Below are 21414 nucleotides of genomic sequence, written 5' to 3'. Positions count from 1 at the left end.
TCTCAGATGTCTATTAACGTAGCTTTAACGTGGCCAAGCCAATCAAAACCAACATAACCGTAATAATCCAAAACCTAACGATGACTCTAGGCTCAGGCCAGCCTTTCAATTCAAAATGATGATGCAAAGGCGCCATTCTAAATATACGACGACCGGTTAATTTAAAGGAGCCAACTTGCAAGATAACCGAGACGGTTTCCATCACGAACACACCGCCCATGATAAAAAAAACAATTTCATGGCGAACAATCACGGCAATCACACCCAGAGCCGCACCTAAAGCCAAAGCGCCAACATCGCCCATAAATACTTGCGCGGGATAGGTGTTAAACCATAAAAAACCTAAGCCAGCTCCAGCTAGCGCCCCACAAAACACCACCAACTCACCAGCACCGGGCACATAACCAATATGCAGATAGTTAGCAAATTCAACATGGCCTACTAGGTAGGCGATAATACCCAGTGCGCCACCCACCATGACCGAGGGCATAATCGCTAAACCATCCAAACCATCCGTCAAGTTCACAGCATTACTCGACCCCACGATGACAAAATACGTCAACACGACGAACAACGGCCCCATGGATATGGCGACGTCTTTGAAAAACGGAATAAACAATTGGGTTTCGGCGGGCACCACCGCTGTCACATACAAAAATACAGCCGCACCTATACCGCCCACCGACTGCCAAAAATATTTCCACTTTGCGGGTAGGCCTTTTGAGTTTGACTCTACAACTTTACGATAATCGTCTACCCAACCGACCGCGCCAAAAATAAAGGTGACGGCAAGTACAACCCAAACAAATCGATTGTTTAAATCTGACCACAGTAAGGCGCTGGTAAAAATGGCAGCCAAAATTAATGTGCCACCCATTGTCGGTGTGCCCGACTTACTTAAATGCGATTGAGGCCCATCGTTTCTAACTGACTGACCAATTTGTAAGTAATTCAACCGCCGAATCATCCACGGCCCGACTAGAAGCGAAATACCCAAAGCTGTTAGTACACCTAGAATAGCCCGCACTGAAAGATATTTAAAAACGCCGAAGGCATTCATGTACTGCTGTAAATAATCTGCTAACCAAAGCAACATTAGCTTGTCCTCACTAGGGTTGTGATGGCCTGTACGATCAATTCCATTCGCGCACTTCTCGACCCTTTAATTAAAATAGTTAAGTGGCCTGCTTGGCTATCAATCAAATCCTTTAAAAACGTTACAACCTCTTGCTGCGACTCAAATGCATGGCTTGAACCAAAGGTTTCAGCGGCATAGCGGCTCAGCTTGCCCACGGAAACCAAACCGGTCAGCTGAGCATCTTTGGCATACCCGCCCACGGTTTGATGGTGAAGAATCTCGTCACTACCCAACTCCCCCATATCACCCAACACTAACCAACGCTCACCCTCGAAAGGAGCTAAGGCATCAATAGCCGCCTTAACTGAACCAGGATTAGCGTTATAGGTATCATCAATTAAGGTCAATTCACTCGACGGCTTTGATATATTCATGCGGCCTTTTACCGCTGAAAAAGCATTCAAACCTTGAATGGTATTTTTAAGGCTTATACCTGACGCGAACGCACAGGCAGCGGCAACAAGCGCATTGCGAACATTATGCAAGCCAGCCACCGGCAACACGACAGACATAAACTTACCATCTATATAAAGGTCAAATATTGACTGCTCCGGCAGCAGCTTTATGCTATCCGCCCTTAGATTGGCCTGCGCTTGATTAATCGATACCGTAATGCTGCGCCTTGACCGAACCTGAGCGATGAACATGTCGGCAAATTCATCATCTATATTTATGATCGCGACACCATCGTCACCCAAGCCGTGATAAATGGCGGACTTGGCCTTTGCGACACCTTCAACGCTACCAAAACCTTCGACATGCGCAGGCATGACATTGTTAACAACCGCAACTGTCGGCGTGGCCATATGCGTGAGGTAGGCTATTTCATCAGGTCCACTGGCGCCCATTTCAATAATCGCAAACTTATGCTCTGCCGATAGCCTAAATAGCGTTTTCGGCACACCAATATGGTTATTAAAATTGCCCTGCGTGGCCAGCACAGCACCTTCTCCGAAGGCCACACCGGCTATGGACAATAACATTTCTTTAACCGTGGTTTTGCCACAGCTACCGGTTATTGCAATTAAAGGAGCGGTAAATGTTTCGCGTAAGATAACGGCGATATGGCCGAGAGCCTGGGTCGTATCGTCAACACACCAATAGTTGCCTGAACCTAAGTCAGACTGATTTTTTTCAGCCCAGACTTTCGACACAACACAGGCAACCGGGCTACGCCGTTGCACACTGTGAACATAATCATGGCCATCAAAGTTGTCGCCAACCAATGCGACAAACAGCTCATCGGCGGCAATCGTACGGCTATCAGTAGACACGCTACTGAATTGAGCATTGATATCACCTCGAATCTCACCGCCAAATCTTGCTTTTAATTCAGCAAGGGATAAAGGCCGAATCATGCGCCACCTCCCACTCGCTGCTCTAGGGCAGACCTGGCTATCGCTATATCGCTAAACGGATATTTAGTCGTGCCAATGATTTGATAGTCTTCATGCCCCTTACCGGCAATCACGATTACATCACCATCCTGCGCCTGAGATACCGCCTGACCAATAGCATTTTTACGATCTTCGACAACTGAATAGGTATCGCTAGGTTTAAACCCCGTTACAATATCCACAATAATAGTTTGCGGGTCTTCAGTGCGCGGGTTATCGCTGGTAACCACACTGCAATCAGCGAGGGCTGCAGAAATTTTTGCCATCTCCGCTCGCTTACCCGAGTCGCGATCACCGCCACAACCAAACACCGACCACAAGCGCGCCTTGCAATGCAACCGAGCGGCACTCAAAACCGCGCGCAAGGCATCGGGTGTATGCGCATAGTCGACAATCACTTGCACGTCCGATTTCATATCAATGCGTTGCATACGCCCTGGAACTGGCTCAAGTGTTGCAACCGCGGCAAGCACTTCCACAAGCGTAAAGCCTTCACTGCAAGCCGTGGCCACAACTGCCAACAAGTTACTAAGGTTAAATTCACCCAGTAAATGCGAACGCAGCTCACCCTTGCCCCAAGGCGTACTGATTAGTGCCTGAATACCCGCATCATGAAAATTCACCTCAGTCGCCACAACATCGGCAGCCTTATTTTCAATTCCGTACGTGATCAATGGAATGTTAGTGATGTGCTGTTGAATAATTACTGCAAATGGATCATCCAGATTTATCACCCCGCGCACGATGCCGAGCTGCCGAAACAAACTCAATTTGGCCGCACCATAATTTTCCATGTCGCCGTGAAAATCGAGGTGATCGCGAGTAAGGTTGGTAAACACAGCCGTCTGCATAGGCACTGCAGCGACACGGTGCTGAACCAGCGCATGTGAAGAAACCTCCATGGCCAAATGACGCACATGGCGCTGGCGTAAATCCCGCAGAATTTTTTGTGTTTGCACCGCGTCTGGCGTTGTCATTCCAGTGTCGGTTAACGAGCTACCAATAGGACCGTAACCCAGTGTCCCCAGCACGGCTACACGCTCACCCAAGGCGTGGTAAAGGCGCCCCAGTAATTGTGAACACGTGGTCTTGCCGTTGGTGCCAGTCACGCCGATAATTTTTAATTCCTGCCCGGGCAAACCGTAAAATCGTGCGGCTATCTCACTGACTTTTGTGGCCAAGTTTGGTACCGCAATAATCCAACCTTGATCAAACTCACAGGTTACAATCTCAGTATCTACATCGACTAGAGCCACCAGTGCACCCGCGGCGAACGCCTGAGCAACAAACGCTTGACCGTTTGCCTGACTACCTTGCACGGCAAAAAATAAGCTGCCAGCACTAGCCGTTCGACTGTCTAAGGTAACGGACGATATAACTAACTCGGCCGCAGCTTCAGGCAACTGAATTTCAGGTAGCAATATTTTCAACGGCAGTGCCTGCAAAAAAGCGCTCATCAGCGATGACCTCCTCGACTCACCAGCTGCGTTGCAGCCGGCTCAGGCGGGACCTGTAAAGTGCGCATCGCGCCTTCTGTAACCCGCGCAAAAACCGGCGCAGCTACGTCACCACCAAAATATTTACCCGCGCCCGGCTCATCGACGACCACAACGATCGCTAGGCGCGGATTATCCGCCGGCGCCAAACCTGCAAACAGCGAGCGGTATCGGCTAGCCTCATAACCATTTGGCCCAACTTTATGGGCGGTGCCGGTTTTACCTGCCACGGTATAATTTTCGAGCTTTGCACGCGTAGCTGTACCACCCGGCTCGACCACCGTTTTTAACATTTCGATCAATTGATCCGTATAACGGTGATCAATAATGTGTTCACCCTGCTGAGGGGTATCATTTTTTAATAATGATGCAGAGTGTTTGACGCCAGCCCCAGCGACAATGGCGTAGGCTTGTGCCAACTGCAGCGCGGTAACCGTCAAGCCGTAGCCAAATGCGTAGTTCGCCTGCACAATGGGTTGCCAGCGCTGATGGTTAGGTAATTGACCTGCGCTCTCACCGGGGAAACCTGTGTTGGAGACCTGACCAAAGCCCAAGCGCACATACATATCCCGTATCTGCTTAGGCTCCATGGTCAACGCAACTTTAGTTAGACCCACCTGCGATGATTTGGTCAAAATCTTTGTGACATCTATCAAGCCGTAATTAACTGGATCGAGCAGCGTTTTTTTACCTACGCGGATGTAACCAGGCGAGGTTTCAATGGGTGTATGCGGATTAACCTTTCCGGCTTCAAGCGCCGCCATAATCGTTAACGGTTTTACCGTCGAACCCGGCTCAAACTGATCGGTCATGGCGCGATTGCGCATGGCAGCTGGCTTTAAATTTGCTCTGTCATTCGGGTTGTAACTCGGCTGATTTGCCATGGCTAAAATTTCACCCGTTTGCACGTCGATGACAACGATTGAGCCCGCCCGCGCTTGGTGCGCTTGAACCGCCGCTTTCAGTTCGCGATAGGCTAAATATTGCAAGCGTAAATCGATACTTAACGCGATATCCTTCCCAGCTTCTGCCGCGCGAACCAAACCAACTTCTTTAATGTTACGGCCACGTAGATCTCGCAACACCTGCTTTACACCCTGTTGGCCACTCAACCAATTATCGAAGGCCATCTCCACACCCTCTTGGCCCCTCTCATCTACATTGGTAAAACCAACAATATGCGAGGTCACTTCTGCGGCAGGATAGTAACGACGATACTCTTGCTCAGAGCTAACACCGGCAATACCTAAAGCCAAAATCAGATCGGCATCCTGAGGCGGGAGGTGGCGTTTCAAATACATAAACTCGCGCTTCGCATTTTCCTCTAAACGCTTTTGCAAACTGGCTTTGCTTACACCCAAAGCCCCCGCTAAACGACCGACATCCTCCGCGGGCAACAATTTTGGGTTTACCCATAGCGACTTAACCGGGGTGCTGACCGCGAGAGGCTCGCCGTTGCGGTCGGTAATAACTCCGCGGTAAGCAGCAATTCTCTCTTCGCGCAGTGTTCGAGCCTCACCCTGACCCTGCAAAAATTCGAAGCCCTTTTCCTCCCCAGGTAATACCTGTACCCGCGCTAAATGCCATGCAATTGCAATAACCAAGGCGAAGAGAAATACCACGGAAAACACAAAGCGCCAGCGCGCCAATTGAAATGGTTTTTGCACCCGACTCATGGCTGCACCATGATGGTCGATGCCGCATCGGGAAGACGCATGTGTAATTTTTCGACGGCTAGCTTTTCAACGCGGCTATACGCAGCCCAGGTGCTTTGCTCGAGCAAATACTGCCCGCGCTGCACTTCCAATTCACCGGCCTCGCGGCGCAAAGATTCCAACTGAAAGTAAGCAATACGGGCATCGTGTGTCGAGCGCACAACCAATAACGCAGAGGCAGCCACAAGCAGCCACAATAGTACCGTTACAAGTACTAAGGCTGCTTTAGGTTGATCTTTCACTGCAATCGGATTTTGCACCCAATTTCCCTGTTTTATTGTGTTAGCAAATAATTATTGTCGTGTCTTTATATATTGCTTAGCGTTTCACTCGTTGTTCTTGAGGTAAAAACTAAGCCAATTTTTTCGCACAACGCATTACGGCGCTTCGTGAGCGCTGATTTTCGGCCAATTCGGCGGCGCCAGCTTTCACGGCTTTGCCTAGGCTCTTCATTGTCTTGTTTAGCTGGCTGTCCATAACCGGCAAACCTTTGGGCAATTGTTGCCCTCGCTCCTGATCGCGAATAAAACGCTTAACCAGTCGATCCTCTAATGAGTGGAAACTTATTACCACTAAATGACCGCCAACTTTTAACGCCGTAAGAGCCGCGGTCAAAACCTGCTCTAAATCCTTCAACTCACTGTTAATAAAAATCCGAATACCTTGAAAGGCCCGAGTTGCTGGGTGCTTATGCTTTTCCCACGCAGGATTGGCCTCTGTAACAATTTTTGACAGGCGCCCAGTGGTAACAATCGGTTCCAACGCCTGCTCGCGAAATATCGCGTTAGCAATGCGTTTAGCAAACCGCTCTTCGCCAAACTCCTTCAACACAAAAGCGATTTCCTCCGCATCCGCACTGGCAATCCACTCCGCGGCACTTAGGCCTCGGGTGGTATCCATGCGCATATCCAAAGGGCCGTCCTGCATAAAACTGAAGCCGCGCTCGGCTTGATCTAACTGGGGCGACGACACACCTAAATCGAGCAAAACCCCATCGACACTGCCGGGCTCTACCCAAGCCAACAAATCGGCAAAGGAGCCATGCTTAATCGAAAAACGCCCGTCCGCTTGGGCCAAGGCCTCGCCTTCGGCAATGGCCTGCGGGTCCTTATCAATCCCGATTAGCTTGCCGGTCGGCGCCAAGCGCTCCAATATCAACCGGCTGTGGCCACCGCGACCAAAAGTACCATCCAGATAAAGACCATCGAGGGGCCCAATAAGCGCCTCTACCGCTTCATTTAACAGTACGGTGTAATGTGCGGTCTTTTTCATATTCATTCGCTATAGAGATAAAGATTGCATTTCGTCTGGCATTTCGCCGTCATCGGCGTCGGCGTCCAGCCAGTTTTGCCAACCTTCTTCACTCCAAAGCTCTAATTTTTTACCCTGCCCGACCAACATCAACTTTTTGTCGAGCTGCGCATACTCGCGCAATGTGGGCGGCAACAACACTCGGCCATTGGCGTCGACATCAAGTGGCGTGGCATAGCCAATCAGCAGCCGCTGTGTACGACGCGCAATTTTGTTAAAACTGGGCAAAGCTTCAATTTTGGGCAGAATGTCCAACCATTGAGGCTCGGGATAGACCAACAAACAGCGCTCTTCCGTGTGGGCAGTCACCACCAATCGGCCGCCACACACCTCTGCCAGCGTTTCGCGAATGCGCGCTGGAATCGCCAGACGCCCTTTCGCGTCCATGCTGATGGTATGGCTGCCGAGAAACACTATTTCCCACCTAAGAGTCGATTCAAACCACTAAATTCCACTTTTATCCACTTTTTCCCACATTCACACACTATAAATCCGCGCACTTTAAAGTCAAGCAAAGTGACGTGAACTAGGCCGTAAAGTCGCGAAAAATGCAGGAAAATGTCACGAAGGTGTAATCAAGCAGCAGAACAAGAAGGCATTAAACTTTTCAAAATCAGCAAGATGGAAGCAGCACTTAATGTAATACATTAAGTGTGCAATCCTTTCGCATTAAGAAAGATGGGATATATAACTAAAGAGTATGAAACACTTATACTTTAAGGGCACAAGTGCTTGCATTAGAAAGAGGCGAGCCAGCCGGTAAGCCGGGTTCTGTCGTGGACAGTCATTCATCTGGGACAGATGTCACCATCTGCCTCAAGCAATCTACCCGCCTTCAGTACGGGTCGCACCATAGAAGGCCTATTTGATCTTGCTCCGAGTGGGGTTTACCTAGCCGCAGACTGTTACCAGCTACGCGGTGCGCTCTTACCGCACCATTTCAACCTTACCGGCGCTTGCGCGCTTAGGCGGTTTATTTTCTGTTGCACTTTCCGTAGGCTCGCGCCTCCCAGGCGTTACCTGGCACTCTACCCTGTGGAGCCCGGACTTTCCTCCCCCTTGCGGGAGCGACTGTCTAGCTGACTCGCGCCCACAATAATCAAGCCGGCGCACCAATTCAACTGCTAATTTATCCAAGCTTACATTTGCGACCAACTAGTCTATCTTTTATTTGGTGAATTCGACGCATAGTGATAGGCAAATCAAATCGTCGACGGCATACTCTGGTTGCAGATTGTTCAAAAGCACCATCCAATAATTTTAAGAACGTCGGAGAGCAGCATGATCAAACCACTCAAGAATTTTCTTCCCTTGGCTATCAGCGCAGCCATCGCGAGCGCAGCAACAGCACAAGACCTCGTACTGGAGGAAGTAGTCGTTACCGCCCAAAAGCGCGTCGAGCGCCTACAAGATGTCCCAATCTCTGTTAACGCCGTATCGGGCGCGAAAATGGAAGAGGCTGGCATCACCAACCTCGAGGGCATGACTGCCTATGTCCCCAATTTAACGATGAACCAAACCGGTATCGGCACTATTATCGCCATCCGCGGTATTAGCTCTGGCATCAACCAAGGTTTCGAGCAATCAGTAGGTCAGTATGTCGACGGTGTGTATTACGGACGCGCACAGCTGGCGCGCGCACCGTTTATGGATCTCGAACGCGTAGAAGTTTTACGCGGCCCGCAAAGTATTTTGTTCGGCAAAAACTCCATCGGCGGCGCCATCAGTATGGTCACCGCTAAGCCAACTGAAGAATTCGAAGGTCAAGTCACGGCGCTCTACGAACCCACCCACGGCGAGAAAGATTTACGCGTTGTACTCTCAGGGCCGCTAACAGACACCTTATCCGGCCGCCTATCTTTAATGGGTAGAGACATGGATGGCTACTATGACAACACCACCCTTGACCGCGACGAATCTGGCGACAAAGAACAGGTCATTCGCGGCCAACTAAAATGGGATGCCTCCGAAGATCTAACCGTCAACTTAAAACTAGAGACGGGTTCATTCGATACTAAAGGACGCAATTTAGAGCCCATCAATCCAGTAACCGGCGCGGGCGGCCTGTCCTACCAACAAACATTATCTCTTTTGACTGGCGGGCAATATCAGCTAGATACTGAGCAAGACTTCAAACGTCAGTCAAATGGTGACTTTTCAAATAACGACACTGAAAATGCAACCTTAACAATCGATTATGCCCTCGGCGAGCATACGCTAACAGCCATTACTGGCTACAATGCGTACAATTACGAAGAGGATTGCGATTGCGACTTTACTGGCGCCACGATATTCACAGCAGACAGTCGAGAAGATTTTAAGCAATTCAGTCAAGAAATCCGCATCGCCTCACCCGGCGGTGAAACCATTGATTATATCGGTGGCTTATTCTATCAAAGTAGCGAAATGACCTTTGATGACGCCATTCGAGTGCCCTCGACCAGTTTGCTTGGCGGTCTGTCTACACTCCTACTCGGTACCGCGTCTCAGCGCGACTTTACACAGGACTCAGACTTATGGGCCGGCTTCGCACAAGCCACATGGAACATTAATGATGCTTGGCGCCTTACTGTTGGGGGTCGCTACACCAGCGAATCTAAAGACGCCACACGCACACAACACCATACAAATACATTAGGTAACGATGTTGGAAGCTCAGACATTCTATTGAATACTGTGTACACCTCTTTCCGTTTAGAGCCTTACCCTACAATAGAGGACAAACGCTCAGAGGGTGCATTCACACCTCTCGTCACCATGCAGTGGGATGCAACCGACGATATGATGCTTTACGCCACTTATACTGAAGGTTTTAAATCAGGCGGTTTTGACGTCCGGTCAAATGCTCACCCAGATCCAACCTATGGCGTGAACATTATTGCCAATCCCGTAGGGCCAGTAATTATACAAACCACCGCTGCAAATGGATTCCAAGCTGGTGTATTTGAATACGAAGAAGAGAAAGCAAAGAGCTTTGAGATTGGCTCAAAGATGACACTAGCCGATGGTGCCGCAGAACTAAACGCCGCTATCTTCCGGACTCAAATAACCGATATGCAAACCAGTCAGTTTGATGGCGTGCTCGGTTTCAATGTTACTAACGCCGGTGAAGCAACCACCCAAGGACTCGAACTCGACGGTCGCTGGCTAGTGGCGTCTGGGCTAACGCTTAGCGGGTCACTTGGTTTTCTCGATTTCACGTTCGATAAATTTCCAAACAGCCAATGCTATTTCGGCCAAACACCAAACAGCGCAACCTACCCTGGCTTATGTGATCTGAAAGGTGAAACGCGGGAGTTCGCACCAGAATTCCAGGGCACACTTTCGGCGGATTATAGCCAGCCCATGGGTGATAATCTGGAGTGGCGCATTACCGGCGACGTAAACTTCAGCGATTCGTATTTCACCTCACCAACACTTGACCCAAATCTTGAACAAGATGCCTACGCCAAACTGAACCTTAGATTGGCAATGGGATCACAGGATGGTATGTGGGAGGTAGCACTGGTGGGTAAAAACTTAACCGATGAATCGATTTCAACTTTTGGTAATCAACTACCGGTTTCTACAACTCTCACTAGAGCGACAAACGTAGCGGTAGGCAATGGTCCTATTGCAAGCACCGCTTACTACAGCTTCTATGAAAGACCACGTAGTATTGCCCTACAAGGTACCCTGCGTTTTTAACACCACGCTGCAATAAAAAACGGGAAGCATTGCTTCCCGTTTTTTATTGCAGCTTTTAACGCCTGCTAGCTCAAACTGGCCTGAATAATTTCCCAGGCCTGCTCTGGCGTATCAACGAACTGAAATAATTTTACATCCTCAGCACTGATCATACCCTCCTCGACTAACACATCGAAGTTAAGCAAGCGCGACCAAAATTCTCGACCGAATATCAAAATAGGTAATGGTTTAATCTTTTGTGTTTGCACCAGTGTTAGCGCTTCAAACAGCTCATCTAGAGTCCCAAAACCACCAGGGAAAACTACCAGCGCTTTTGCCCGCATGAGGAAATGCATTTTACGCATAGCAAAGTAGTGAAACCGAAAACACAATTCAGGGGAGATGTAGGGGTTCGGGTATTGTTCATGGGGCAATACAATATTTAGACCCACGGACTTAGCCTGCGCTTCGGAAGCGCCTCTATTAGCGCCTTCCATAACGCCAGGGCCACCACCCGTAATAACATGCAATTCACCGGATGAACTGATAGGAGACTGGCGGGCAATAAGTCCAGCAAGCTCTCTCGCCTGCTCATAGTAACGGGCATTGCGCAAATTGGCCTTTGCCTTGGCAAGTAACTGCTGATCACCACTCGTTTGTCCTTGCAATAAATCCACAGCCTTCTGTGCAGTTTCCAGATCAGGCGTGCGAGCGCTGCCAAAAATCACAACCGTTTGATTCACCCCCAATGCTTGCAAAACCGCTTCAGGTTTACTGAGCTCCAACATTAAACGCACCGGTCTCAGCTCTTCGCTCAACATGAAATCTTGATCGGTATACGCTAAACGATAGGCTGAAGAACATAGCTGCGGGTTGCCACAAAGCACATCATCGGGATATTTTGCGTGCTCTACCTCATCGGCGGCGGAGTAAAAAAGTCTATTTTTGCCTTTGCTAGATTTTGCCATACAGCATCCTTTATCTTGCCAAACGAATATGTCTATTTACTGAAACGAACTCTGAAGCACCTTCCTATGCGATTTACCAACTCACCAATTGCCTCAAAAAACCAGAGACCGAGTTCATTTTTGCTCCACATACCACTGGTACAACGCCTTTTTTTTCACGCCCGTTATTTCCTCCGCAAGCGCACTGGCTTTTTTCGGCGGTAATTCAGCCGCTAGTAACGCCATAATCCGGGTCGACTCTGTATCCAGCGAGGCGGCTTCCGACTTTGGTGCGCCCTGCACCAGCAATACAATTTCACCGCGCTGTTGGTTGGAATCAGCGGTCACTTTTGCAAGCACATCCGCCGCGCTGCCGGTTAAAAAAGTCTCGAAGGTTTTGGTCAACTCGCGCGCCACCACAACGGGCCTATCGGCGCCAAATACGACAACCAGATCTTGCAATGATTCCAAAATACGGTGCGGCGCCTCATAAAAAATAACGGTGCCAGTATTGCTCACCAATTCAGCCAAGCGCTTTTGCCGAGCGACCTGCTTGGCCGGCAAAAAGCCTTCGAAGCTAAACCTATCCGAAGCCAAACCAGAGGCAGCCAGTGCAGCAATCAACGCACAGGCCCCAGGAATAGGCACAACGCGCACGCCGGCCGCTTGCGCGGCAGCGACAAGCTGATAGCCAGGGTCTGAAACCAGTGGCGTTCCAGCATCGGATATTAAGGCAATACTCTCGCCAGCCAGCAGTTTATCGATCAAATATTGGGTGCGCTTGCTGTCGCTATGATCGTGGTAAGCCAGCAAAGGTGTTTTGATGTGAAAATGTTCCAGCAGCTTAGCGCTGTGACGTGTATCCTCGGCAGCAATTAACTGGACCGTTTGAAGAGTTTCCACCGCTCGCGGTACCATATCGCCCAAATTGCCAATAGGCGTTGCAACAACATATAAAGTAGGTTCAGTCATGAATCGACGCTTGTGCAATGAAAGGTAAAGGTAAGAGACCGGATCATACCATGATACAAAGCAACCCTCAGAACCAGCGTTTTCAAGCCCTAAAGCTAGCAGGCATTACTGCCGTGCTGCTATTAGCCGCCTGCTCCGCGCCGACTAAAAAAGCCGATATAGACAGCGCCGAGCCCACGGTGCAAGTGTCACAGGAGGCCGTACAAACACTGTTATTGGCCGCACGGGCCGCACAGTCGCCAGAAAAAGAACAATTATTGATCAAATCGGCACAATACCTTTACGACTTGGATGATAAAGATTGGGCGAGAAACTTACTGGGCTCGATTGATGCAGACACATTGGCGCCATCAGATCTCTGGGCCTATACCCAAACGTATAGCGATATCACACTTGAGCAAGACGCCAACTTTATCGCCCGCTTAGTACTCATGAACCCAAAGCTCGTAGCGCAATGGGAGTTGATGCCAAAAGAGACCTACGTAGACATCCGTAGTCGGCGCGCCAAATTACTGCAAAAACTCGGCGAAACAGAACTAGCCGTCGCAGAATATATTGCCCTAGACCACGCCAGCCTAAACCAAGACCAAAAGGCCGAGAACCAAGAAGCGCTTTGGCAAACATTGATGGAACAACCTTGGCAAAACTTACACGCCTTTGCCATGGCTTCGCGCGAACTTGAGCCCAAGGGCTGGTACGAGTTGGCCGCCCTTAGCAAGCACAACCAACATCAATTGGAGTCACAATTAAGTGGCGTAGATGATTGGATGATGCGCTGGCCCGGTCACCCAGCCGCAAGCCGGCTACCCAACGATCTCCAGCTACTGCAAAAGCTCATTGCCGAGAAGCCGTCAAATATCGCCCTACTACTTCCAGTCAGCGGTAAGCTAGGTCGTGCCGGTCGCGCCATTCGCGACGGCTTTTTTGCCGCTTACTACCAATCCCTTCAGGCCGGTAGCCCAAGCGCGACCATAACACTGTACGATACCAATGTTGGCGACATATCGAGCCATTACCAGCGCGCTGTCGATGCCGGCGCGCAAATGATCATTGGCCCGCTCGATAAAGAAAAAGTTGCCGAGTTAGCGCTATTACCCGAGCTGCCAGTACCCACACTGGCTCTTAATCAAGTTGATCAACCAGGGCAATTATTACCGCCACGCCAGCTAGTACAATTTGGTTTATCAGCTGAAGATGAAGCGCGGCAGGCCGCGCGCAGAGCTTGGCTAGAAGGCCATAGGCTGGCCATGGTTGTCGCCGTTGATGCGAGCTGGGCCGACAGAAGCGCTGTTGCCTTTATCAACGAATGGAACGACCTTGGCGGCACTGTGGTGGATTACACAAAATTCACAGGAAAAGCCGACTACTCCAAAGTCATTCAGCGCGGGCTGTTAATCGATAAGAGCCAAAGCCGCGCTAACAATGTCAGAAATATTCTCGGTCGAGCGATGGAGTTCGAACCAAGGCGCCGCCAAGACGTAGACATGATTTTCCTAACGGCGCTGCCAAACCAAGCCCGTCAGGTAAAACCGACATTGAAATTTCACCAAGCGAGCAACATTCCCGTTTTCGCTACCAGCCACATGTACACAGGCGAAGCCGACGCGAAGCTCGATAGCGATCTCAATGGCATTCGCTTTAGCACCTTGCCGTGGGTATTCGATACACAAAGTGAAGAAAAAAAGGCCATCGAAAGATTTTCTAAAGACCCAGCCTTTAACCGCCTTTACGCAATGGGTGTAGATGCATTTCACCTCTACCCGAGACTACGACAACTACAAGAAATACCCAGTGCCCGCCTTTTTGGCGCCACAGGTAACTTGCAACTTCTCGCCAATGGTCAGGTCGAACGCGAGCAGATGTGGGCACAAATTAAAGGCGGTATAGCTAAACCCATGCCCGTGCTGGTCAGCGTTAGCCAAAACGATTTAGCTGGCGAATGAATACTGGTGCTGAGGCCGAACAGCTAGCGGAGAAATTCCTCATTGCACAAGGCCTAGCGCTCTTGGGGAAAAATTTTCGCTGCAAAGGTGGCGAACTCGATTTGATTATGCAGCATCAGAGCTGTACGGTTTTTGTCGAGGTTCGACTGCGCAGTAATCGGCAGTTTGCCAGTCCGTTAGAATCGGTCACGGTGGGAAAGCAAAAAAAGCTTAAACTGGCCGCCCAGCATTTTCTACAAGAACACCCGAAGCTCGCGCAAATGGCCTGCCGCTTCGATGTAGTTGCCTTTAACGGCTTATCAGAAACGCCTGAATGGATACAGGCAGCCTTCGACTAGAAGGTATGATCCTAACCAACTGTGTAATATAGGTCCCCAAACATTATGGAGCAGCGCGTAATACAACTGTTTCACGAAAGCATTGAAGCAACCATGAATGCCGGCGAGCAATTTGCCCCGCTGATTGCCGACGCCAGCCAACTCATCGTGAACGCCTTATTGCAAGAACGCAAACTGTTAGTGTGCGGCAACGGTATCGGTACAAGTAATGCGCAACTTCTCACGGCGTCATTGGTTAACCGGTTTGAGCAAGAGCGACCTAGCCTACCCGCTATTACCATTGGCGTTGATGCCACGGTCAACAGCGCCATTTCTAACGATCACAATTACAATGAAATTTACGCCAAGCAAATTCGAGCGCTAGGCAATACCGGCGACATATTGGTAGTATTTGCCGGCAGCGGCAACAGCAGTATTCTTGTTCAAGCCATCAGCGCTGCGCGCGACAAAAACATGCAAATTATCGTGTTAAGCGGGCAAAATAGCGCCGATATAGCCGCTGTTCTAGACGCCCACGATATCGAACTACGGGTACCATCAGAATCTATTGCCCGAGTACACGAGGTGCATTTACTCTGCACTTTCTGTCTTTGTGATTTAATTGACCGTCAACTTTTTGGAGGTTACGCCTAATGCGTTTCGCCCTAGTATCTATCACGTTATTGACTTCGATGTTGTTCATCTCCGGCTGTAGCCATATCGTTGGCGCGGCCTCCGAAACACCTATATCGCAAGACCCAAAGGAGCGAAGCCTTGGCGCTGCACTCGATGATGAAAAAATCGAAATTGCCACCCTCGTTAATCTACGGAAGGCATCCCCCTTACTTGAGAACGCCAATATTTCGGTCACCAGCTTCAATGGCATAGTGCTGTTAACCGGCCAAGTTCAAGCGCCAGACATGAAAGCATTGGCCGGAGAAGAGACCCGCAAAGTGACGCGTGTACGCGAAGTGCACAACGAACTTGCCATTCAAGGCAACTCCTCAGTTTTAACCTCTACGAGCGACACCTGGTTAACATCTAAGGTAAAAACCAAAATGATGGCGGACATGAACCTCGATAGTGGCCGCGTCAAAATAGTCACCGAATCGGGTGTGGTTTACCTCATGGGCTTGTTAACCCGCAAAGAGGCAAACCGGGCCGCAGAAATTGCCCGAACCACAGGCGGCGTACAGAAAGTTGTCAAAGTCGTTGAATACATCGACTAGTGATGCAACGGGGACAGGGAAAATAAAAAGGGCAGCCAATTGGCTGCCTTTTTTATCAAGGCCTGTTTGACTACAGACGCTCAATTGCAATCGCAGTCGCTTCGCCGCCACCAATGCACAAACTAGCAACACCTTTATGCTTACCTTGCTGCTCGAGGGCCGCCAACAGGGTCACAATGATTCGTGCACCAGAGGTGCCTAGAGGGTGCCCCAAAGCACAAGCACCGCCGTTGATGTTTACCTTTGCGTGCTCTAAATCAAGCTCGCTCATCGCCGCCATAGCGACCACCGCGAAGGCTTCATTGATTTCAAAAAGGTCAACATCCTGAGCCGACCACTGAACCTGATCGAGTAGCTTTTTCATGGCGGTAACCGGCGCGGTGGTAAACCATTCGGGCTCATGGGCGTACTGACTGTAACCTTTAATCACGGCCAACGGTTTCACGCCTTTTTGCGCCGCCGTTGAGGCGCGCATTAACACTAAAGCTGCCGCACCATCGGAAATCGAGCTGGCATTGGCAGCGGTCACTGTTCCGTCTTTTTTAAAGGCGGGCTTCAACTGTGAAATTTTTTCAGGCCGGGCATTACCAGGCTGCTCATCCACCGACACGGTTTCATCGCCTTTGCGGGTGGCAAAGGTGACAGGCACGATTTCACGGGTAAAACGCCCCTCTGCAATAGCACGGTTGGCCCGTGTTAAAGACTCTATCGCGTAAGCATCTTGCTGCTCGCGGGTAAACTGGTATTTATTGGCGCAAACTTCGGCAAAATTACCCATCAAGCCGCCCTCATAGGCGTCTTGCAGGCCGTCTAGGAACATATGGTCCAGTAATTCGCCATGCCCTAAGCGATAGCCAGCGCGTGCTTTTGCTAGCAAATAAGGGGCATTGGACATGCTCTCCATACCACCGGCAACGGCAACATCGATATTTCCCGACCGCAGTGCATCGGCAGCCATCATGACGGTTTTCATACCTGAGCCGCAGACCTTATTCACCGTGGTACAAGGTACTCCAATCGGCAACCCAGCTTTCAACGCAGCCTGCCGGGCGGGCGCTTGCCCAACCCCCGCGGGTAATACGCAACCCATCAACACTTCATGCACGTCCGCGGCGTCCACCCCCGCATCCGCCAAAGCACCCTTAATGGCACTTGCGCCTAATTCTGGAGCGCTCACACTACTCAAGGCGCCTTGCATACCACCCATTGGGGTTCGAGCAATGCCTACAATTACAATAGGATCGCTTACATTTACATCATTCATCTCTCATTCCTCACGGTTGTGTGCTCATTTCGAGCACGCGCGCCTAACGGCCGTCAATCCGCACAAACAGGGCAATTTTTATCGCCTCTACATCGTTCTAACCACGGGATTATACCAGAGCCAAGACCCCAATCGATAAACCTCGCTATTTTGGCTCAACATGTGTTCCATCGAACCTGGGCCACCACTAATCGCAGTCCCTTTAGCGTGAGGGAAGAGCCGTGCTAACATAGCGATCCATTCATGGAGGACTCACTATGGGCACATCTGCCATTGTTACACTGGTTATTCTTGCGCTATTTATTTTCTATGTCGTGGGTATTTTTAACCGATTGGTTGCCCTGAAAAATCGGTTCGAGAATGCGTTTGCGCAAATTGAGGTACAACTGAAACGCCGCTACGACCTGATCCCAAACTTAGTGGAGACCGCTAAGGGCTACATCAAACACGAGCGCGAAACCTTAGAAGCAGTTATTGCAGCGCGCAACCAAGCGCTTTCTGGTCTAAAGGAAATGGCCGGTCACGTAGGCGACGCAGCCAGTGTGGCGAAATTAAACCAGGCTGAAGGTATGCTTACTCAAGCCTTGGGTAAACTAAACGTTGTTGTTGAGGCCTACCCAGATCTTAAAGCCAATCAAAACATGATGCAGCTCTCGGAAGAGTTAACGTCTACCGAAAACAAAGTATCGTTTGCCCGCCAGGCCTTCAACGATGCGGTGACGGCTTACAACAGCTACAAGCAAAGCTTTCCACCAGTTTTTTTCGCCAGTTTGTTTCGCCACAGCAAAGATGCCACGTTACTCGAATTTGCCGACAGCGCCGCCATTCAGGAAGCGCCAAAAATCGCTTTTTAAGGCGCTTTACGCGAGACGCCCACGCGGCGTCTCGTCGACTATCGCCAACGCATTGCCACATCAAACAATACCAACTCTTGTCTGCCAACAGAGGCCTACACACCTAATGCCGGCATCCAATGATTAAGGCGCAAGCCATCGGGAACCAACCCTATGAATTTTTTTGAACATCAAGATCAGGCCAAAAGCCAAACGAAAAAACTCATACTGCTGCTGGCCGTCGCCGTACTGGCACTGATTATTGTCACCGCCTTTTTCGTCGCCATACTGCTGCATTACTCCCAAGGCGCAGCACTACCCAGCACAGAACTGCAAAACTTTTGGCAAAACTTCTTTAGTCTGCTGGACTGGCACCTACTGCTTGGCGTCGCAACCGCAGTCCTTATCGTGGTTTTACTGGGCAGTCTTTATCGCATCAGTCAACTGCGCCAGGGCGGCTCAGTTGTCGCCGAATCACTCAATGGACGGCTACTTAACACGGCCGATTGTGATTTAAAAGAAAAACGACTGCTCAACATCGTCGAAGAAATGGCTATTGCCGCAGGCGTTCCCGTGCCCCCAGTGTACCTATTAGACGAAATCGGTATTAATGCTTTTGCCGCTGGTTACGATCCAAAAGATGCAGTCATCGGCGTCACACGAGGTAGCCTAGAGCAGTTAAACCGCGAGCAATTGCAGGGTGTCATTGCGCACGAATACAGCCATATTTTACATGGCGACATGCGCTTAAATTTGCGCTTAGTGGGTATTTTACACGGTATATTACTGATCGGATTAATCGGTCACATGCTCTTGCGCTCTGGTCGACACTCGCGGAAAAATGGCGGTGGCATTGCGCTGTTTGGCTTGGGGCTGATCGTCATCGGTTTTGCAGGGACCTTTTGCGGCAACCTAATCAAGTCAGCCGTTAGCCGTCAACGCGAATACCTCGCAGATGCATCTGCCGTTCAATTCACTCGCAATCCTCTAGGTATTAGCGAAGCGCTACAGCGTATCGGAGGCTATCCGGCCGCGTCGAGTATGGAAGCAGAAAACGCGAGTGAATATAGCCACTTTTATTTTGCCAACGGGTTACGTAATTGGATTGGCGGCTGGTATTCCACGCACCCGCCCCTCGATGACAGAATTCGGCGCATCAACCCCACTTGGCGGGGTAATTTTCTGTCGCAAAAAACAGCTGACCCAGAACTTGGCGAAAACGACCTAGGTCATTATGGCGCCGCAGGAAACCCAAGTATTTCTGGCTTCGCAGAAAGCCCAGCAACTAATCAACCGTCATCACAAGCAGTGGCCTCATCGCATCAACATTTATCAGACCAGAACATCACCGCTGAAATAGGCAACCCGAGTTCCGCCGCACTAGCCGTAGCTGGCCAGCTATTAGACAGCATTGGCACGCGCATCCGAGAAGCCTGCCACAACCCAGCCAGTGCAATGGCAATTATCTATGGATTACTATTTACTGACACAGTAAAACTCGAGCAAGAATCCTACATAGGTGTCCATGCGCCCAAACCTATTTTTAATCTCTATAAACATTACCTAGGCGCTGTAGCCGCACTCCCAATTGCGCAACGGCTACCGGTGATAGATCTTTGCCTTCCCTCACTCAAGGCCTTATCTGAACCACAATTGGCGCAATTTCGCAGCGTTATTATCGGCCTAATTAAAGCCGACAATCACCTAAGCCTGACCGAATGGTGCGTTTTTCGCATTCTGCAAAACTCGTTATTTGCAAGAAAAAAACCGAAGGGGAAGCCCTTAGATATCGTCGAATGTGGAACCGAGATAGACCAAATATTAACACTTGTAGCGCTACAAAGCTCAGCAAGCTCACAACAAAAAGCGTACAGTTCAGCGCTTAAATCACTCAACCTGGACAATCGCGAACTGGGCGAACAAGCTGGCTATGCTGTTTTAGATAAATCGCTAGCGACGCTGAATCGATTAAAACCCTTGCAGAAGCCTAGGCTGTTGAAAGCGCTCATGCTGTCGATTCAAACCGACGGTGCCATCGATATAGCCGAGTACGAACTGCTGAGAGTAATTGCGGATGGGTTAGATTGCCCGATGCCACTGCTGCATTAAAAAATCTCTTGCGTATAAAAAAACCCGCTTCAGCGGGTTTTTTTATACGTCCTTTTCCAACAGCTAATCGGCATCAAAGGTCGCGACAACAGGGTTATAAATGGCTCGAGTATCAAAGCCCCGCAACTCCTGTTTATCGAACATGCCAAAACTCATTAAATTAAGCCAACTGCGGTCATTGATATCGAGACTGTATTGAAAGTTAAAGTTTCCCTCGCTATCAAAATTAGGGTAGTCGGGAAAATTCGCTTTTAATATGTCAACTGCGCTATCAGCCAGCTCGTTCATTTCCAGCAAGTGATAACCTTGAGCCATCACCGCCAGTGCGTCGGGTACTGCTGGCGTCAATTGAAAGTTTTCAACCACATAGCGCCCACGATTAGCGGCGGCAAGATAGGCTCCACGCTTAAAATAATAATTCGCTACGTGAATTTCGTAGCGCGCCAAAATATTGCGTAGATGAATCATGCGTTTGCGTGCATCGCCGGCATATTGACTATCGGGGTAACGCGCAATTAATTGGGCGAAATGTGCAAAAGACTCGCGCGCCGCACCAGGGTCTCGATCAGTTAAATCTGAAGGAATAAAGCGCTCGAATATGCCCTGATTTTGGGTGTAGGACGTTAGGCCCTTCATGTAATAGGCATAATCCACGCTGCGGTGCTGGGGATGCAAACGAATAAAGCGGTCGGCTGCAGCAATGGCGGCCTCCGGTTGGTTACTCTTGTAATAGCCGTAAATTAACTCTAACTGCGCCTGTTCGGCATAGGCTCCGAAGGGAAAGTGCTCTTCCAACAACTGCAAGTTTCTAATAGCCGGCTCCCATTGGCTGCTGTTTAGCAAGCGCTGAGCCGCATCATAAAACTCCTTCTCCGTGCTGACTTTTGGCTCGTCATCAGTGCTAGAACAACCTGCCACCAGCAGCAATGCTGCGAACAATGCGATAAAGGGGATTCGACGAAGGGTCATGTAACTACTCTTGAATACAATAAATTGACGTAAACGAACGGCTAGCGCGAGACCTACTCAGGAAGGCTAATCCTACAACATACCTAAATCGAAACTTTAAGTTGTTGA

Annotated in this window: 18 protein-coding genes and 1 other RNA gene; 7 read left to right on the top strand and 12 right to left on the bottom strand. The window is 49.8% G+C overall.

The genetic code is table 11. The features are described from left to right. Positions 1-13: 13 nt before the first annotated feature. The 8 genes from mraY to rnpB form a co-directional block, all read right to left on the bottom strand. Entirely contained in the window at positions 14-1096 is a 1083-nt protein-coding gene (gene mraY / locus ACGHTT_RS05020; protein WP_390593898.1) for a phospho-N-acetylmuramoyl-pentapeptide-transferase, read from the bottom strand. Further along, positions 1096-2496 (bottom strand): UDP-N-acetylmuramoyl-tripeptide--D-alanyl-D-alanine ligase, encoded by a 1401-nt coding sequence (murF, locus tag ACGHTT_RS05015; protein ID WP_390593896.1) that lies wholly within the window; start codon positions 2494-2496, stop codon positions 1096-1098. Before murF ends, mraY begins: the two co-directional genes overlap by 1 nt. Continuing rightward, positions 2493-3992, bottom strand: coding sequence for a UDP-N-acetylmuramoyl-L-alanyl-D-glutamate--2,6-diaminopimelate ligase (locus ACGHTT_RS05010; protein ID WP_390593895.1), 1500 nt, complete (start codon positions 3990-3992; stop codon positions 2493-2495). The genes murF and ACGHTT_RS05010 overlap by 4 nt, the downstream gene beginning before the upstream one ends. Then, positions 3992-5707 carry a peptidoglycan D,D-transpeptidase FtsI family protein gene (locus ACGHTT_RS05005; RefSeq protein WP_390593893.1) on the bottom strand — a complete coding sequence of 572 codons (1716 nt, stop codon included), beginning with the start codon at positions 5705-5707 and terminating at the stop codon, positions 3992-3994. The genes ACGHTT_RS05010 and ACGHTT_RS05005 overlap by 1 nt, the downstream gene beginning before the upstream one ends. Continuing rightward, complete coding sequence (gene ftsL / locus ACGHTT_RS05000; RefSeq protein WP_390593892.1) at positions 5704-6006, bottom strand: cell division protein FtsL; 303 nt, start codon at positions 6004-6006, stop codon at positions 5704-5706. The genes ACGHTT_RS05005 and ftsL overlap by 4 nt, the downstream gene beginning before the upstream one ends. A 91-nt stretch (positions 6007-6097) precedes the next feature. Then, positions 6098-7018, bottom strand: a complete 921-nt coding sequence (rsmH, locus tag ACGHTT_RS04995; protein WP_390593891.1) for a 16S rRNA (cytosine(1402)-N(4))-methyltransferase RsmH — start codon at positions 7016-7018, stop codon at positions 6098-6100. A gap of 9 nt (positions 7019-7027) precedes the next feature. Beyond that, positions 7028-7471, bottom strand: a complete 444-nt coding sequence (mraZ, locus tag ACGHTT_RS04990) for a division/cell wall cluster transcriptional repressor MraZ (RefSeq protein ID WP_390593890.1) — start codon at positions 7469-7471, stop codon at positions 7028-7030. 330 nt (positions 7472-7801) lie between these two features. Continuing rightward, positions 7802-8144: RNase P RNA component class A (rnpB, locus tag ACGHTT_RS04985), an RNA gene on the bottom strand. Positions 8145-8338: 194 nt separating this feature from the next. On the opposite strand from rnpB, the gene ACGHTT_RS04980 reads away from it, so the two are divergent. After that, positions 8339-10744, top strand: a complete 2406-nt coding sequence (locus ACGHTT_RS04980; protein WP_390593889.1) for a TonB-dependent receptor — start codon at positions 8339-8341, stop codon at positions 10742-10744. A gap of 65 nt (positions 10745-10809) precedes the next feature. On the opposite strand, the gene ACGHTT_RS04975 is transcribed toward ACGHTT_RS04980, so the two are convergent. Together ACGHTT_RS04975 and rsmI are read right to left on the bottom strand one after the other, a co-directional pair. Beyond that, complete coding sequence (locus ACGHTT_RS04975; RefSeq protein ID WP_390593888.1) at positions 10810-11691, bottom strand: TIGR00730 family Rossman fold protein; 882 nt, start codon at positions 11689-11691, stop codon at positions 10810-10812. A gap of 114 nt (positions 11692-11805) precedes the next feature. Then, on the bottom strand, positions 11806-12642 hold the full coding sequence (gene rsmI / locus ACGHTT_RS04970) for a 16S rRNA (cytidine(1402)-2'-O)-methyltransferase (protein ID WP_390593886.1): 837 nt from the start codon (positions 12640-12642) through the stop codon (positions 11806-11808). Positions 12643-12692: 50 nt separating this feature from the next. Between rsmI and ACGHTT_RS04965 the strand changes: the two genes are divergently transcribed. Genes ACGHTT_RS04965 through ACGHTT_RS04950 form a run of 4 tightly spaced genes read left to right on the top strand, consistent with a single transcriptional unit; the run spans position 12693 to position 16131 of the window. After that, positions 12693-14585, top strand: coding sequence for a penicillin-binding protein activator (locus tag ACGHTT_RS04965; protein ID WP_390593885.1), 1893 nt, complete (start codon positions 12693-12695; stop codon positions 14583-14585). Continuing rightward, a complete protein-coding gene (locus tag ACGHTT_RS04960) occupies positions 14582-14923 on the top strand; it encodes a YraN family protein (protein ID WP_390593884.1) in 342 nt (113 codons plus the stop codon). The genes ACGHTT_RS04965 and ACGHTT_RS04960 overlap by 4 nt, the downstream gene beginning before the upstream one ends. Positions 14924-14968: 45 nt before the next feature. Continuing rightward, positions 14969-15556: an SIS domain-containing protein gene (locus tag ACGHTT_RS04955; protein ID WP_390593883.1), complete on the top strand. Its 588-nt coding sequence runs from the start codon at positions 14969-14971 to the stop codon at positions 15554-15556. Next, positions 15556-16131: a BON domain-containing protein gene (locus ACGHTT_RS04950; protein ID WP_390593880.1), complete on the top strand. Its 576-nt coding sequence runs from the start codon at positions 15556-15558 to the stop codon at positions 16129-16131. Before ACGHTT_RS04955 ends, ACGHTT_RS04950 begins: the two co-directional genes overlap by 1 nt. 70 nt (positions 16132-16201) lie before the next feature. Here the strand turns inward: ACGHTT_RS04950 and ACGHTT_RS04945 are convergent, their stop codons facing one another. Further along, positions 16202-17395 carry an acetyl-CoA C-acyltransferase gene (locus ACGHTT_RS04945; RefSeq protein WP_390593879.1) on the bottom strand — a complete coding sequence of 398 codons (1194 nt, stop codon included), beginning with the start codon at positions 17393-17395 and terminating at the stop codon, positions 16202-16204. 257 nt (positions 17396-17652) lie between these two features. Between ACGHTT_RS04945 and ACGHTT_RS04940 the strand changes: the two genes are divergently transcribed. Beyond that, on the top strand, positions 17653-18249 hold the full coding sequence (locus ACGHTT_RS04940; protein WP_390593878.1) for a LemA family protein: 597 nt from the start codon (positions 17653-17655) through the stop codon (positions 18247-18249). A 153-nt stretch (positions 18250-18402) separates the two neighbouring features. Beyond that, positions 18403-20337 (top strand): M48 family metallopeptidase, encoded by a 1935-nt coding sequence (locus ACGHTT_RS04935; protein WP_390593876.1) that lies wholly within the window; start codon positions 18403-18405, stop codon positions 20335-20337. Between the two features lie 63 nt (positions 20338-20400). On the opposite strand, the gene ACGHTT_RS04930 is transcribed toward ACGHTT_RS04935, so the two are convergent. Next, positions 20401-21306, bottom strand: a complete 906-nt coding sequence (locus tag ACGHTT_RS04930; RefSeq protein WP_390593875.1) for an outer membrane protein assembly factor BamD — start codon at positions 21304-21306, stop codon at positions 20401-20403. Positions 21307-21414 lie beyond the last annotated feature (108 nt).

This window comes from Simiduia litorea, assembly GCF_042853465.1.
Classification (GTDB): Bacteria; Pseudomonadota; Gammaproteobacteria; order Pseudomonadales; family Cellvibrionaceae; genus Simiduia; species Simiduia litorea.
Note: the sequence above shows the minus strand (reverse complement) of the source record. Positions and strands in the feature narration are given on the sequence as shown.

Excerpts from the sequence above, each read along its gene's own strand:
- mraY (WP_390593898.1), bottom strand. The coding sequence starts at position 1,096 with ATGTTGCTTTGGTTAGCAGATTATTTACAGCAGTACATGAATGCCTTC.
- murF (WP_390593896.1), bottom strand. The coding sequence starts at position 2,496 with ATGATTCGGCCTTTATCCCTTGCTGAATTAAAAGCAAGATTTGGCGGT.
- ACGHTT_RS05010 (WP_390593895.1), bottom strand. The coding sequence starts at position 3,992 with ATGAGCGCTTTTTTGCAGGCACTGCCGTTGAAAATATTGCTACCTGAA.
- ACGHTT_RS05005 (WP_390593893.1), bottom strand. The coding sequence starts at position 5,707 with ATGAGTCGGGTGCAAAAACCATTTCAATTGGCGCGCTGGCGCTTTGTG.
- rsmH (WP_390593891.1), bottom strand. The coding sequence starts at position 7,018 with ATGAAAAAGACCGCACATTACACCGTACTGTTAAATGAAGCGGTAGAG.
- ACGHTT_RS04980 (WP_390593889.1), top strand. The coding sequence starts at position 8,339 with ATGATCAAACCACTCAAGAATTTTCTTCCCTTGGCTATCAGCGCAGCC.
- ACGHTT_RS04975 (WP_390593888.1), bottom strand. The coding sequence starts at position 11,691 with ATGGCAAAATCTAGCAAAGGCAAAAATAGACTTTTTTACTCCGCCGCC.
- rsmI (WP_390593886.1), bottom strand. The coding sequence starts at position 12,642 with ATGACTGAACCTACTTTATATGTTGTTGCAACGCCTATTGGCAATTTG.
- ACGHTT_RS04965 (WP_390593885.1), top strand. The coding sequence starts at position 12,693 with ATGATACAAAGCAACCCTCAGAACCAGCGTTTTCAAGCCCTAAAGCTA.
- ACGHTT_RS04960 (WP_390593884.1), top strand. The coding sequence starts at position 14,582 with ATGAATACTGGTGCTGAGGCCGAACAGCTAGCGGAGAAATTCCTCATT.
- ACGHTT_RS04955 (WP_390593883.1), top strand. The coding sequence starts at position 14,969 with ATGGAGCAGCGCGTAATACAACTGTTTCACGAAAGCATTGAAGCAACC.
- ACGHTT_RS04950 (WP_390593880.1), top strand. The coding sequence starts at position 15,556 with ATGCGTTTCGCCCTAGTATCTATCACGTTATTGACTTCGATGTTGTTC.
- ACGHTT_RS04945 (WP_390593879.1), bottom strand. The coding sequence starts at position 17,395 with ATGAATGATGTAAATGTAAGCGATCCTATTGTAATTGTAGGCATTGCT.
- ACGHTT_RS04940 (WP_390593878.1), top strand. The coding sequence starts at position 17,653 with ATGGGCACATCTGCCATTGTTACACTGGTTATTCTTGCGCTATTTATT.
- ACGHTT_RS04935 (WP_390593876.1), top strand. The coding sequence starts at position 18,403 with ATGAATTTTTTTGAACATCAAGATCAGGCCAAAAGCCAAACGAAAAAA.
- ACGHTT_RS04930 (WP_390593875.1), bottom strand. The coding sequence starts at position 21,306 with ATGACCCTTCGTCGAATCCCCTTTATCGCATTGTTCGCAGCATTGCTG.